Genomic DNA, 14,182 nt, shown 5'->3' with positions numbered 1-14,182 from the left:
ATAGGTTCTTGCGTAAGCCAGAGAGGAGATATCTATGCGGCTTATTTTAAAGTATTTAAAAAACTATAAGGGATGGTTCCTGCTGGACTTTGTGTCGGTGTTTGGGTTTGCACTGACCGAACTCGGCATCCCTACCTTGGTGGCACAGATGATTGACGGAGGCATTGTTGCCAACAATCCCGCCTACATCCAGAAAATGTGGTTGACAATTATTGTGATTTCCATCATCGGCGTGGCGGGTACCATTCTGCTGGGGTACTGCTGCGCGCGGCTGTCATCTTCCATTACAGCAGACATGCGCAATGATGTTTTTGAGAAAGCACAGCAGTTTTCCCATACGGAATTCAGCAAATTCGGAATTTCGTCTATGATCACCCGCACCAACAACGATGCGTTTCAGGTGCAGATGTTTTTGAACATGCTGCTTCGCATGGCACTCATGACACCGGTCATGCTGGTGGCAAGCTACATGATGACACTGCGTGCATCCCTGCAGCTTTCGGTGATTGTTGCTGCGACCATTCCCGTGATTATTATCGGCGTTATCATTGTGGCACGGGCAAGCAAGCCAATCAGTGAGTCGCAGCAGCAGTCGCAGGACAGCATGAACCGCATTACGCGGGAAAACTTGAGCGGCATTCGGGTTGTGCGTGCGTTTAATAATGATACGTATGAAGAAGGACGCTTTTCAAAGGAAAACGAGAGCTACACGCAGAACTCCAAAAACATGTTCAAACTCATGACATTGACACAGCCTGCCTTTTTCCTGGTCATGAACGTGGCGTCGGCGCTGATTTACTGGCGCGGCGCACAGCTGCTGGGGGTACAGCAGCTGCAAATTGGCCAGCTGACAGCATTCATGGATTATTTGTTCCACGCCATGATATCCACTATGCTGTTCTGCACGGTGTTCATGATGTACCCGCGCGCAGCGGTCAGTGCGCACCGAATTCAGCAGGTGCTGGAAACACAGCCGTTGGTGACCGACCCGGAGGGCGGCGCGGAATTGGGCGCTTCTGTGGAGGAACTGTCGTTTGACCATGTGACTTTTGTTTATCCGGACGGGGACGAGCCGGTTTTGGAGGACGTTTCTTTTCGGGTGCGCCGTGGGCAGACGATTGCGTTTGTCGGCAGCACCGGTTCCGGAAAAAGTACACTGGTCAATTTGATTCCCCGTTTTTATGACGTGACCAGCGGTGCGGTGCGCATTAACGGCACCGACCTGCGCAAATTCAGCTTGACTTCTCTGCGGGACGCCATTGGGTTTATTCCGCAGAAAGCATTCTTATTTAACGGGACGATTGCGGACAACATCCGCTTCGGGAAAGACGATGCAACACAGGAGGAACTGGAGCATGCGGCAAAGATTGCCCAGGCTTATGATTTCATTCTGCAGAAGCCGCAGGGCTTTGACGAGCCGATTGAGGAGAATTCCGCTAACACCTCCGGCGGTCAGCGCCAGCGGTTGTCCATTGCGCGTGCGGTGGTGCGCAGACCAAAAATCTATGTGTTTGACGATTCCTTTTCCGCACTGGATTTCCGCACAGACGCGAATCTGCGTCAGGCGCTGAAAGCGGAAACGAAGGACGCAGTCGTTATGATTGTGGCACAGCGTGTTTCCACAATCATGGAAGCGGACTGCATTGTTGTGCTGGATGAAGGCAAAGTGGTTGGCACGGGCACCCACCGGGAGCTGCTTGAAAACTGCCCGGTGTACCATGAAATTGCGGTTTCTCAGCTGAGTGAAGCGGAGCTGCGGGGTGCTGCGGCAGCGGGCGGCTGCTGACAATCCGGCAGTGGTTCTATACGGCAAGTTTCGTTTGGCGTTTCGCGTGCCACACTGCGGTCGCTTTCTAAGAAAGCGGCGGAAAGCAGTTTACCAGTATACTTGAAACTTGCTAAAGTTATCTGTTTCTGAATGAAGGAGCTTTTATGAAACAAAAACAAAACAAAGCAAAGGGCTCACTGCGTCTTTTGCTTCCCTATATAGCACCATGCAAGTGGGCATTTTTGCTTGCGGTGCTGATGATACTCGTGCAGAGCGTCTGCCTTGCGATTATGCCTTCAGTGGAAGGTGGCATCACTACCCAGTTGGCAAGTGACTTGATGGCGATTACAAAGGGTGAGGCTGGCGCACAGATTCACTACGGCATTGTGCTGCATATTATTTTAACACTCGCCGTGGTGTTCATTCTAAAAACAATTTCCGGAATAATTTCCATTGTCAGCGTAACGGATGCAACACAGAACAGCATGCGCAGCCTGCGGAACGCGCTGCAGAAAAAGCTGCATACGCTGCCGGTTGCTTACTTTGACGCACATCCCTATGGCGATGTGTTGAGCCGAATTACCAACGATGTGGATACCATTTCAAATGCTTTGCAGCAGACACTGCTGAATATTATTGCCGGTGTGCTTTCGCTGGTGCTGGCGCTGGTAATGATGTTCCGCATTAACGTTTATATGGCGCTGATTGGCAGCTTGATCATTCCGCTGGCACTGGTGATTACCGCCTTTGTGGTACGGCACAGCCAGAAGCAGTTCCGCCTGCAGCAGGACGCAGTTGGTGAACTGAACGGCAGGGTTACGGAACTGTACACAGGGTATAATGAAATACTATTATACAACAAGCAGAAAGACGCGGTCGAAAACTTTAAGGAAGTAAATGCACGGCTGCAGCACCACGCATTCCGGGCACAGTTCCTTTCCTCGACCATGTCGCCGCTGATTTCGCTGGTGACTTACCTTGTTATTGGCACGGTGGCAGCGTTGGGCTGCTCCTACGCGCTTGCGGGTGCACTGACGATTGGTTCATTGCAGGCATTTATCCGATATATCTGGCAGCTAAATGACCCGCTTTCACAGGTTTCGCAGATGTCCGGTCAGATTCAGTCTGCATTTGCCGCCTTGGGACGCGTAACAGACTTCCTGAATCAGCAGGATGAAATTCCGGAGCAGAATCCGCCGACGGAGCTGGGAACCGTGCGCGGAGAAGTTTCTTTCCAACATGTGAACTTCGGCTACGGCGAGGGTGAAATCATCCATGACCTGAGCTTTGACGTGAAACCGGGGCAGATGGTGGCAATCGTCGGCCCGACCGGCGCCGGCAAAACGACGCTGATTAACCTGCTGCTGCGCTTTTACGATGTAAACGGCGGGCAGATTCTGATTGACGGCAAGGATATTCGTTCCCTGCGGCGGGATGACTTGCGCCGCGCTTTTGGCATGGTGCTGCAGGACACATGGCTGTTTTCCGGCACTATTTCGGAAAATCTGCGCTACGGCCGCCTGAACGCGCGTAAGGATGAGGTGGTTGCCGCGGCAAAGTCCGCTAATGTGCACCACTTTATACGCACGCTGCCGGATGGTTACGATATGCAGGTGAACGAAGAGGGCAGCAATATTTCACAGGGTGAAAAGCAGCTGCTGACCATTGCGCGGGCACTTCTGCGCGACCCGGAAATCCTGATTCTGGACGAAGCCACCTCCAGCGTAGACACCCGCTTGGAAAAGCGGCTGCAGGATGCCATGCACAACATTATGAAGGGCCGCACCAGCTTTGTCATTGCGCACCGGCTTTCCACCATTCGCAGTGCAGATTTGATTCTGGTGCTGAAAGACGGCGACATTGTGGAGCAGGGCACGCACGATTCTCTGATGGAACAGGGCGGCTTCTACTCTCAGTTGTACAACGCACAGTTTACCCGCTCTGCGGGATAAAAATGCTGCTTTCAGAGCATATCCCTTTGAGATACGTGAGCGATGGAAAGCAGCATGAAACCAAACAAAAAAGGACGGTGCCTGCAAAGGCACCGTCCTTTTTTAATATGCAAAACCCCAAGGTGGGGGAACTTTTAGTCTGCCATGTCGTGGAGTCGGTATTCCGTCCATCTCCAGTCACTCGGCAGTAATTAAAATGTAAAGCATGCAGCGCACAATTTCTATTGTACAGCACTTTCACAAGCAGGTTCTGTCACTTCCTGCCCTCTTGGAACAACTATAGAATACTAAAGAAAAATGTACGGTATGTGAACGTATGATAAAAAATTGGAGAAATTCTGTTACAGTATTATGAAGAAAAACGGAAATCAGCAGAAAACGACTCTGTCAGCCACAGTAAAACTGTGTTATAATTTAGGAAAACGCCGGAGGAGGCGCTGGGTTTGGTAACCATCAAAGATATCGCGCGAGAAGCGGGGGTCAGCTTTACAACGGTTTCCAATGTGATTCACGGGAATGCGCAGCATGTTTCGGCGGCAACGGTACAGCGTGTTCAGCGGGTCATGGAACAGTTGCAGTATGTTCCCAATATGCGTGCACGCGGGCTTGTAAGCAGCAGCTCGCACTTGCTGGCGTTTGCGTACGGGCATGATGACACCGCTGCCCGAACTGTTTTGGAGGACCCTTTTGCCAGTACAGTTGTTGGCGCGGTGGAGCAGGAGGTGCGTGCGCGCAGCTATTTTCTGCTGTTTTCCGGTGTGCAGAGTTCCGGAAATCTGGTGCAGACGGTTGATTCATGGAATGTAGACGGTGTACTGGTATTTGGCCTTTCCACACAGTCAGCTGCGGAACTGCGGCAGGGTGTGCACTGTCCGCTGGTGTTCATTGACGGCTGTTTTCCGCAGGACGGCGGTAAATACGTGAATGTTGGGATTGAGGACCGTGCGGCAGCGCGGCGGCTTACAGAATATCTGCTTGCACGCGGGCACCGAAAAATTGGTCTTTGCAGTGCCTGTGCGCCGGAAAACCGCACAGGGGCGGACCGTGAGCGAATGCTTGGCTGGCAGGATGCTCTGCGAGGGGTGGGAATCTTGCCTCCCGCCGACTGGGTGCTGCCCTGCGCCACAGAGCAGGACTGCGCGAACATTTTGGAACGTCTGCATGACTTTACCGCGCTGTTTGTCTGCTCTGACTTACTGGCGGCACGGCTTCAGCTTTATTTGCAGGACAGGGGCGTGCGTGTGCCGCGTGACATTTCCATTGTCGGCTTTGATGGGAATGAGTATGCGGATATGGCACGTCCGCGCATTACTACCATGCGGCAGGATGTGCACGAAAAAGGCCGCCGAGCGGTGCAGCAGCTGCTGGAATATATTGAAACCGGACATGTGCAGCAGCCGGATGTGCAGCTGAAATGCACGCTGATTGAGCAGGACTCTGTAAGAAATTTAAATGAATAAGGCCTGTTTGTAAGCCAAAAAAGCTGTCTGTAAAAAAATTCTGCAGACAGCTTTTTTACGAAAGTTATTTAAAATACAGCAGCACAAACAGCAGGACCAGAAGCAGACCGCTGCCCACCCATGCTGTGCGCAGCCCCAGCACACTGCAGAGCAGTGCCCCCAATGCCGCACCGGAGAAAAACAGCAGAATCACAAGGAAGTAGCGCAAAGCATCGCGCCCGTTCTGCGGGTCGCGGAAAGAACAGAACTTGTACAGCTTTTCGGCACAGCTGCGCAGGTTGCCGGTGCACATGGTAGTTGCAAAGGGCAGGCCGCGCGTTTTACGGAAAGCGTTTACCTGCATGGAGCAAGTGAACGAAATCAATACAATAACAACTTCATCCGGCACCTGCGGCGGCAAAATTCCAACCACAAACAGCAGAACGATTTCAATGATTACCACAATATGCTGCCATTCGATAAAAACCGAATCCGGCATTTTATCTTTCAGCATTTCCGTTAAAAAAACGCCCAGAAAATAAGTCAGTATTGGCAGGAAGGCGTTAATTGCACCTGAAAAGGAGCCGGTTACCAACCGGATGCCTACCAGCACAATGTTGCCGGTCTGTGCATTCGCGAAAACACCACCTTTTAAAACATAAGTATAAGCATCCAGCAGCCCGCCTACAAATGCAAGACACAGACCAGTGAACAGCATTTCATGTGCAGGCATGTTTTGCAGCCTTTTTCTCAGCGACACGGTCAGGTTCCTCCTGTTACTATAATATTTGGTGAAAGGCGCAGCAGTCATCAGCGCAGTACAGACTGCCGTGTATCTGCTTTTCTCTGCAGAGAGAAAACAAAAAAGAATGCAACAGCGGGAAAGGTTAAATCAGCTGCTGCGGCTTTGCCAGTGCGCCGCCGATGGTCAGCCCTTCCAGAAAAGACTGTGCGGCGCAGGAAAGCCGGGTGTCCTGCAGCGCAATCACACAGATTTGGCGGGTGGGCAGGTGCTCACAGGTATGTACTTCAAAGAGTGTGCCGCGTTCCAAGCTGCTTTTGGCCAGTGCCCGCAGAACAATGCCGACCCCAAGCCCGCTTTCCGCAAATGGAACGATCATGTCCGTTGCTTCCAGCTCAAATTCGGGGTGCAGAACAATATTGTGCTGCAGAAAGAAACTGTCCACAAACTGACGGGTAGTGGTGCCGGGGGAGCAGCAAATGAGCGGCAGCCGTGCCAGTTCCTGCAGAGTTACGTTTTTGCCGAGCAGCTGCGAAAAGCTCTGGTTTGCAACAAATATGTCATAGATACAGCAAATCGGCACTGTGACAAGCCCGTCCTTTTCCACCGGAGAGGCAACTACGCCAACATCGATCCGCCCGTCACGCAGTGCGGCGGTTGTCTGCGGGGAATTGCCGGTTACCAGATGAATTTTTACACTGGGGTACAGGCTGTGAAATTTCTGCAGATAAGGCAGCAGGAAAAAGTGCATGAGCATGTCGGAAGTGCCAATACACAGGCTGCCGCTGGAAAGTTCCCGCAAGCTGCGCACACGTTCTTCCCCGCGGGCAAGCAGGTCGCAGGCGTGGGAAGCGTAGCGGTACAGTTCCTGTCCCTCGGCGGTCAGCCGCACGCCGTTTTTATTTCGCTGGAACAAAATACATCCCAGTGAGGCTTCCAACTGATGAATGGACTTGCTGACGGCCGGCTGGGTAATATTCAGGGTCTGCGCTGCAAGGGTCATGCTGTGGTGTTTGGCAACCTGACAGAACACCCTGTAGTATTCAAAATTTGTATTCATGGGCGGCACCTTCTAAATAATCTGATTCTATTTTATCAGAATTAGCAAGACCCTGCAAGCATATACAGTTGCATCCGCGCGGGGCTTCGAGTATAATGGGGAACGTCAGCAGCCGGTAACAGATTTGAAACTGTTCAATCTGTACAGGAAATGTTATACTGGGTAGGGCAAAAGTCGGGAAACAGGGGGTGCGGTGTGTGAAACTGCGAAAAAAGTGCAGAGTTTGGAAAGCAGCGGTGTTGGGGGTTGCCGCCAGCCTGCTGCTTTCCGGCTGTTCATTTACCGGGCTGGATGCCCGCTCTTTAATGCATCCGCCCCGTCCTACCGGGGAAAAGGCGGATATTTATGCATTGCTGGAGTCCAAAGCGGGCAAAAATTTCACTCTGAAATATCCGGCGGCGGGCGACTACCGCTCTGCCATTATTCAGCACAACCTGTGCGGCAACTCCCACGCGGAGGCAGTGGCACTGTATCAGCGCGGGGATGACGACACCTCTGTCAATATCCTTTTCACCGCAGACGAGGACGGTAAGTGGAAAGATATCGGTTCCTTTACAAACCCCGGTGCGCAGGTGGACCGTATCTGCTTTGGTGACTTGGACGGCGATGGAACGGACGAAACCATTGTGGGCTGGGGCAGCAGCACCGGCTCTGCCAGCACGATTTCCGTTTACAAATACAGCAAGGGCAGAATGAACGAAATCAAGCTGGACCAGACCTACAATGAAATTGCGCTGATGGATTTTGACGGTGACGGCAAAAAGGAACTGTTTACTGCCAGTATTCCGACAGACAGTCAGCAGCCGATTACCGCAGGGCTTTTCCGTATGAAAGACAGCGCTCTGCAGCTGATGGGCAGCATCCGGCTGGACACCGGCATTTCCAAATTTTCGGGTCTTGCGGCTGGAGACGTCAGCAAAGGGCAGCCGGGGGTTGTGCTGGACTGTGTGCAGACAAACAGCAAGACGCTTTCGGAACTGATTTACTGGAACAAAAAGAAAAACACGCTTTGTGCACCGCTGTACAATGCGCAGTCGCCGCTGCAGAATGTTACACTGCGGGATATGTCGGTTGCCTGCAGTGACATTAACAGCGACAAAATTTTGGAATTCCCAATCGTTACGCGGCTGCCGGGCTACACCGGCACAGCGGCCGATGACGTGGGAAATGAAGTACAGTGGACCCGCTTCGATTCTGCCAGCGGCAACTACGCAACGGTTTCCTGCATGATCATCAACGCGCGGGACGGCTACCGGGTGGTTTTGCCCGACAAGTGGAAGGACACAATTACCACAAAGCAGGACGTCAGCGCGCGCAAGCTGACATTTTACGCATTTGATTCTGCAAAGGGAACAGCCGGCAGCCCGCTTCTGGTTGTTCAGATCTTTTCTAAGAGTGAATGGAACAGCAAAAAGCCGGAGGGCTTTACCGAGGTGCTGGCAGACGGAAGTTTGATTACTGCAATTTCCTGCCCCACCCCAAAGGCAGCACTGGCAATTCCGGCGGCGCAGCTGAAGCAGTGCTTTCAGACTGCGGCAGACGGTGCTTAATTAAGTATATTTTGCGGCTGCAAAAGAACGGAGGCATTCATGAAGAAAATATTGGTAGCGGAAGATGAACAGGCAATTCGCGAATTTGTTGTAATCAACTTGAACCGCGCCGGCTATGATGTAACGGAAGCGGAAAACGGCGATCAGGCATTGGAAATCTATGCGCAGCAGGACGGCAATTTTGATGTGGCTGTGCTGGACATCATGATGCCCGGCGAGCACGACGGCCTTTCTGTCTGCAAGGAACTGCGCAAGCAAAGCGGCTCCATCGGCATTATTTTGCTGACAGCGCGTACACAGGAAATGGACAAGGTAAGTGGCCTGATGATGGGCGCAGATGACTATGTGACTAAGCCGTTTTCACCCAGCGAGCTGGTGGCGCGTGTAGATGCGGTTTACCGCCGTGTGGCACTGGCACAGATGCGCGACGAAAATAATTTTACAGAGGAAATCCGCTCCGGCGAATTTGCCCTGAATCTGCGCAGCCGTACCCTGATGAAGGGTGCACAGCACATTGAATTGACGCAGGTGGAGTTCCAAATCATGGAATTCTTTTTCAGCAACCCCGGCACTGCTTTGGACCGCAGCGCCATCCTTAAGCACGTTTGGGGGGACGCTTACGTTGGCGAAGAAAAAATTGTGGATGTCAACATCCGCCGCCTGCGTATGAAAGTCGAGGATGAGCCAAGTAACCCGAAGCACATTGTTACTGTGTGGGGACTGGGTTACAAGTGGGAAACCTGAGCTGTGCTGCAGCTGCAAAACTAAAGAAAGGAGGAACGGCGGATGAATGCTTCCAAGATTTCGCGGCGGTGGCTGCTGAATTCTTTGGGAATGACCATTGGAATTCTGGTGGTGCTGATTATTGTTCTCTCACTGGCAGTGCGCGGCTACACCTACAACGGCATTCAGACTGCGATTGACTCCAGAAGCGAAGAACTGACCAATATCTTTGCGGACTACGGCCGCCGCTCCCCAAAAGAGTTCAGCAAAGCCGGACGGCAGTATGTAGAAAACTTTCCCGGCAAAGAAAGCATGGAATTGATGGTCTTTAACTCCAGCGGCAAGGTGATTAACACAAGTCTTGGCTTTGCGCCGGATGAAAATGAACAGATGCCGGACTACAAGGCGGCTTTGCAGAGCAGAAACGGCTATGGTACCTGGACGGGCAAGCTTTCCAGCGGGGAAAAGGTAATGGCGGTCACACGCGTGCTGCACAGTGACACCGGAGATTTTGTCGGCGGAATCCGTTACGTGGTGTCCCTTTCCGCGGCGGACTGGCAGATTTTTGTCATTGTGCTGATGCTGATGGCAGCCGGGCTGGTGGTGATTGCGCTGGTCATGCTTTCCAGCCGCTACTTCATGCGCAGTATTCTGACACCAATCAAGGAAATCGGCAGTACGGCAAAGCGAATTGCACAGGGTGACTTTAACGCACGGATTGAAAACATTCCGAATAATGATGAAGTCGGTGAGCTGTGTGAAACCATCAATGACATGGCAAAAGAACTGGATACCGCTGAACGCATGAAAAATGACTTTATTTCTTCTGTTTCCCACGAGCTGCGCACGCCTTTGACAGCAATTAAAGGCTGGGGAGAAACCTTGCAGGGCGGTGGCCTTGACCCGAAAAACTTCAACAAAGGCATGGATGTAATTATTAAGGAAACCGAGCGCCTTTCCGGTATGGTGGAGGAATTGCTTGACTTTTCGCGCATGCAGTCCGGCCGCATGACACTGACGATGGATCGCATTGATATTTTGGCGGAGCTGGGCGAAGCGGTGTATATGTTTAGCGAACGCGCAAAAACCGAAGGCAAGTTCCTGCTGTACGAAGAGCCTGCCATGCTTTCGCCAGTGCTGGGAGATGTGAACCGCCTGCGTCAGGTGTTTGTCAACATTCTTGACAACGCCTTGAAGTACACCGGCCGCGGCGGTACCATCAATGTTGCGGCAAATGAGGCAGAGGGCTTCATTCAGGTAACGATTGGCGACGATGGCTGCGGCATTCCGGAAAAGCACTTGCCCAATGTGAAGAAGAAATTTTATAAAGCAAATCAGACCGTGCGCGGCTCCGGTATCGGGCTGGCACTGGCAGATGAAATTATGACCCTGCATTCCGGCAGCCTGGATATTGAAAGCACAGAGGGTGTGGGCACGGTTGTAACCATCACCATCCCTACAATCCAGAAGCTGCGGGATCACCTGCAGGAAGAGCAGGAAAAGAAGCAGATGGAAGAAAGGAAAATGAATGACGACTCAGCAACCTAAAAAGTGCATTACCTCTATTGGCGGGCAGGCATTGATTGAGGGCATCCTGATGCGCGGGCCAAAGCGGATAGAAGTGGCGGTGCGCACGCCGGACGGTTCCATTGACTCTGAAGAACTGAAGTATGTTCCTCTGTGGGATCGTTACAAAATTCTGCGTCTGCCCATTCTGCGCGGGGTGTCCTCTTTCATTGACAGTCTGATGATGAGCAGCAAGGCACTGAATATGTCAACGGAAAAATCCGGTATGGCGGAAATTGAAGCCGAAGAAAGCGAAAGCAAGTTTGACCAGTGGCTGGACAAACACCTTGGCGACAAACTGGGCGGTGTCGTCATGGCGATAGGTGCAGTCCTTGGTGTACTGCTGGCGCTTTTGCTGTTTTTTATGGTGCCGACTATACTGTTCAATCTGATCTCCAATGCAGCCGGCCCCTCTGTTTCAGGCTGGCGCAGCCCGTTTGAGGGGGTTCTGCGGCTGCTGATTTTCATTCTGTACATGGGTTTGATTGGCTACCAGTCGGATGTAAAGCGCATGTTCCAGTACCACGGCGCGGAACATAAAACCATTTTTTGCTACGAAGCGGGTCTGCCGCTGACTGTGGAAAATGTAAAGAAGCAGGGACGCTTTCACCCACGCTGCGGTACCAGCTTTATGGTACTGATGATTATTATCGGCGTTTTTGTGGGCATTTTTATTCCGTTTTCCAATCCGTTTCTGCGTACATTCGTTAAGCTGCTGTGTATCCCGATTGTGATGGGACTGGGCTATGAGCTGATTCGTTACTGCGGCAGGCATGAAAACCGGCTGACGCATTTTATTGCTGCACCCGGACTGTGGATGCAGCGCCTGACGGTGAAAGAGCCGGATGACAGCATGATGGAAGTAGCGATTGCCGCAATGGAAAAAGTAATTCCGGAAAACGGAGAGGACAGAATCAAAGCATGACGAAACAGCAGGCGTATCTGCAGGCAAAAAAAATATTGCAGCAGGCGGACAATGAAAGTCCTGCTTTTGACGCGGTCTGCCTTTGCCAAAAGGTGTTTGGACTGGACAGAACCGGCCTGGCCATACACGGGCATGAGGAAGCGACGGACGCACAAGCGCAGCAGTTGGCGCATTTGGCAGAACTGCGCGCGGGCTGTGAGCCGCTGCAGTACCTGCTGGGAACATGGCCGTTTTTAGATTTGGAACTTTCTGTCGGTGAGGGCGTGCTTTGCCCGCGCGAAGAAACGGAACTGCTTGCCCGCACTGCGGCAGAACTTTTGCCGCAGTGCGCAAGTGTGTTGGATTTGTGTGCGGGCAGCGGCGCGGTGGGGTTGGGACTCAAAAGCCTGCGGCCGGACTTGTCGGTTTCCTGTGGGGAAAAGTTTGTGGGGGCCTTGCACTTTTTGCGGAAAAACTGCGAAAAGTATGCATCCCTGCAGGTGCAGCCGCTGCAGCTGGATGCGTTTTCCCCAGAGGACGCAAAGTCCTGTGGAAAACTAGGCGGTTTTCTCTGCAATCCGCCGTATGTGGAGGCGGGGGAGATACCGGATTTGCAGCCAGAGCTGCACTTTGAGCCGGAAACCGCACTGGACGGCGGCGCGGATGGCTTGCAGTTTTACCGTGCGATTGCCAGACTGTGGGTTCCGCAGGCCGTGCCGGGCGGCCTTTGCGCAGTGGAAATCGGCGAAAGCCAGGCGGCGGCGGTTTCAGAGTTGTTCCAGAACGCGGGGCTTACAAACATAACGGTGCGCAAAGACTTCAACGGTTTTGACCGCGTGGTGTACGGCACGGCGTAATTTTCAAAGCCGCGAAAAAGTTTCTTGGTATTTATGAGTATTGTATGAAACCGGCGGGAAATACACAAATATAAAGTATACAGTCAGGCAAGGCTTTGGCCTTGCTTTTTTAGATTGCAGAATCTGCCGGAAAAAGACGGGTTCTGCCGTGCGCTGCCGAAAGAGCCGTGCAGCTTTTGCCGAATCTTTGCGGCAAGTCAAAAGCCTTTACATTTTACAAAGGATATTAGGATATGGAAATAATTTCAAACCAAAGATCCGGTTGAAATTGTGAACAAACGTTCAAATATATTGCTTTTTTCCGGCGGTTACGGTATACTTAAATAGAATTGCGGCAGATGCATCAAATGCGGTGCACTGCCGTTTTACCACACACAGAAAATACTGCGCCGGACAAGTAACGCCGCATCTTTCAGGAGGAATATTATAATGGCAGCAGCAAATAAAGCCGCAGAGGACGCGAAAAATAAGGAGGAAGCGCTGAAAACCGCGCTTGCTAAAATTGAAAAGCAGTTCGGCAAGGGCGCTGTCATGCGTCTGGGGCAGAACGAGGCCATGCATGTGGAGGCAATCCCGACCGGCAGCTTAGGGCTTGACCTTGCTCTGGGCATCGGCGGCTTCCCGCGCGGCCGTATTATTGAAATCTATGGCCCGGAAAGTTCCGGCAAAACAACGCTGGCACTGCACTGCGTGGCAGAGGGACAGAAAAAGAAGGGCAACGCCGCGTTTATTGATGTGGAACACGCCCTTGACCCGATTTATGCCGCTGCACTGGGCGTGGATGTGGACAGCCTTCTGGTGAGCCAGCCGGACACCGGCGAGCAGGCACTGGAAATTACGGAGGCACTGGTGCGTTCCGGTGCGATTGACGTCATTGTGGTGGATTCCGTTGCCGCACTAGTGCCCCGCGCGGAAATTGAGGGCGAAATGGGTGACACCCATGTTGGCTTGCAGGCACGTCTGATGAGCCAGGCGCTGCGCAAACTGGCGGGCGCTATCAGCAAAAGCAACTGTGTCGCGATTTTCATTAACCAGCTGCGTGAAAAGGTCGGCGTGGTATACGGCAACCCTGAGGTTACCCCAGGCGGCCGCGCACTGAAGTTCTACGCTTCTGTGCGAATCGACATTCGTAAAATTGAAACTCTGAAAAGCGGTACGGAACAGGTTGGTTCCCGCACACGCGCAAAGGTTGTGAAAAATAAAATTGCTCCGCCGTTCCGTATTGCGGAATTTGACATTATGTATGGGCAGGGCATTTCCCACGCGGGCGAACTGCTTGACCTTGGCGTAAAGTTGGATATTGTGGAGAAGAGCGGGGCGTGGTTTTCCTACAACGGGCAGCGCCTTGGGCAGGGACGCGACAATGTGAAGAAGCTGTTTGAGGAAAACACTGCACTGGCGGAGGAAATTGAAGCCAAAGTGCGTGCAAACGCGGATAAACTCTACGCAAAAACGGTTTCCACGCGCGCAAGTGCAGCAAAACCGCTGGATGATGCGGCTGAGGAAGCAAAACCGGCATCCGCAGATGGCACCGGAGCAGAGAACGAAAAGCCGGCAGCTGAGCAGGCCGGTACGCGCGGACGTCAGGTGAATATCGACATTGAAGCCGACGATGAATAAC

11 protein-coding genes are annotated in these 14,182 nt (G+C 52.4%); 9 read left to right on the top strand and 2 right to left on the bottom strand.

Going from position 1 to position 14,182, the window contains the following annotated elements; genetic code table 11:
- Positions 1-34 precede the first annotated feature (34 nt).
- The 3 genes from H6X83_RS12815 to H6X83_RS12805 all read left to right on the top strand — a co-directional run bounded on the left by H6X83_RS12815 (position 35) and on the right by H6X83_RS12805 (position 5,180).
- The gene (locus H6X83_RS12815; protein ID WP_212506848.1) at positions 35-1,786 is read left to right on the top strand and encodes an ABC transporter ATP-binding protein; all 1,752 of its coding nucleotides are present in this window, start codon (positions 35-37) and stop codon (positions 1,784-1,786) included.
- A 146-nt stretch (positions 1,787-1,932) separates the two neighbouring features.
- Positions 1,933-3,720 carry an ABC transporter ATP-binding protein gene (locus H6X83_RS12810; protein ID WP_212506847.1) on the top strand — a complete coding sequence of 596 codons (1,788 nt, stop codon included), beginning with the start codon at positions 1,933-1,935 and terminating at the stop codon, positions 3,718-3,720.
- Positions 3,721-4,163: 443 nt separating this feature from the next.
- Positions 4,164-5,180, top strand: a complete 1,017-nt coding sequence (locus H6X83_RS12805) for a LacI family DNA-binding transcriptional regulator (RefSeq protein WP_212506846.1) — start codon at positions 4,164-4,166, stop codon at positions 5,178-5,180.
- Positions 5,181-5,244: 64 nt separating this feature from the next.
- Here H6X83_RS12805 and H6X83_RS12800 read toward each other — a convergent pair whose 3' ends face one another.
- Complete coding sequence (locus H6X83_RS12800) at positions 5,245-5,919, bottom strand: YoaK family protein (protein WP_212506845.1); 675 nt, start codon at positions 5,917-5,919, stop codon at positions 5,245-5,247.
- A gap of 127 nt (positions 5,920-6,046) precedes the next feature.
- Complete coding sequence (locus H6X83_RS12795) at positions 6,047-6,961, bottom strand: LysR family transcriptional regulator (protein ID WP_212506844.1); 915 nt, start codon at positions 6,959-6,961, stop codon at positions 6,047-6,049.
- A 197-nt stretch (positions 6,962-7,158) separates the two neighbouring features.
- Here H6X83_RS12795 and H6X83_RS12790 point away from each other — a divergent pair, with 197 nt between their 5' ends.
- The 6 genes from H6X83_RS12790 (at position 7,159) to recA (ending at position 14,181) form a co-directional block, all read left to right on the top strand.
- The gene (locus H6X83_RS12790; protein WP_212506843.1) at positions 7,159-8,511 is read left to right on the top strand and encodes an FG-GAP repeat protein; all 1,353 of its coding nucleotides are present in this window, start codon (positions 7,159-7,161) and stop codon (positions 8,509-8,511) included.
- 39 nt (positions 8,512-8,550) lie between these two features.
- The gene (locus tag H6X83_RS12785) at positions 8,551-9,255 is read left to right on the top strand and encodes a response regulator transcription factor (protein ID WP_212506842.1); all 705 of its coding nucleotides are present in this window, start codon (positions 8,551-8,553) and stop codon (positions 9,253-9,255) included.
- A 42-nt stretch (positions 9,256-9,297) separates the two neighbouring features.
- A complete protein-coding gene (locus H6X83_RS12780) occupies positions 9,298-10,782 on the top strand; it encodes a sensor histidine kinase (RefSeq protein WP_212506841.1) in 1,485 nt (494 codons plus the stop codon).
- Positions 10,763-11,725: a DUF1385 domain-containing protein gene (locus tag H6X83_RS12775; RefSeq protein ID WP_212506840.1), complete on the top strand. Its 963-nt coding sequence runs from the start codon at positions 10,763-10,765 to the stop codon at positions 11,723-11,725. Before H6X83_RS12780 ends, H6X83_RS12775 begins: the two co-directional genes overlap by 20 nt.
- Positions 11,722-12,561: a peptide chain release factor N(5)-glutamine methyltransferase gene (gene prmC, locus H6X83_RS12770; protein WP_212506839.1), complete on the top strand. Its 840-nt coding sequence runs from the start codon at positions 11,722-11,724 to the stop codon at positions 12,559-12,561. The genes H6X83_RS12775 and prmC overlap by 4 nt, the downstream gene beginning before the upstream one ends.
- A 429-nt stretch (positions 12,562-12,990) precedes the next feature.
- Positions 12,991-14,181, top strand: coding sequence for a recombinase RecA (gene recA / locus H6X83_RS12765; RefSeq protein WP_212506838.1), 1,191 nt, complete (start codon positions 12,991-12,993; stop codon positions 14,179-14,181).
- Position 14,182 lies beyond the last annotated feature (1 nt).

It is taken from the genome of Caproicibacterium amylolyticum, assembly GCF_014467055.1.
GTDB classification, from domain to species: Bacteria; Bacillota; Clostridia; order Oscillospirales; family Acutalibacteraceae; genus Caproicibacterium; species Caproicibacterium amylolyticum.
The sequence above is the reverse complement of the archived record's forward strand: the minus strand, read 5'-3'. Positions and strand labels throughout refer to the sequence as shown.

Coding starts and splice junctions, on each gene's coding strand:
- H6X83_RS12815 (WP_212506848.1), top strand. CDS start 35: ATGCGGCTTATTTTAAAGTATTTAAAAAACTATAAGGGATGGTTCCTG.
- H6X83_RS12810 (WP_212506847.1), top strand. CDS start 1,933: ATGAAACAAAAACAAAACAAAGCAAAGGGCTCACTGCGTCTTTTGCTT.
- H6X83_RS12795 (WP_212506844.1), bottom strand. CDS start 6,961: ATGAATACAAATTTTGAATACTACAGGGTGTTCTGTCAGGTTGCCAAA.
- H6X83_RS12785 (WP_212506842.1), top strand. CDS start 8,551: ATGAAGAAAATATTGGTAGCGGAAGATGAACAGGCAATTCGCGAATTT.
- H6X83_RS12780 (WP_212506841.1), top strand. CDS start 9,298: ATGAATGCTTCCAAGATTTCGCGGCGGTGGCTGCTGAATTCTTTGGGA.
- H6X83_RS12775 (WP_212506840.1), top strand. CDS start 10,763: ATGACGACTCAGCAACCTAAAAAGTGCATTACCTCTATTGGCGGGCAG.
- prmC (WP_212506839.1), top strand. CDS start 11,722: ATGACGAAACAGCAGGCGTATCTGCAGGCAAAAAAAATATTGCAGCAG.
- recA (WP_212506838.1), top strand. CDS start 12,991: ATGGCAGCAGCAAATAAAGCCGCAGAGGACGCGAAAAATAAGGAGGAA.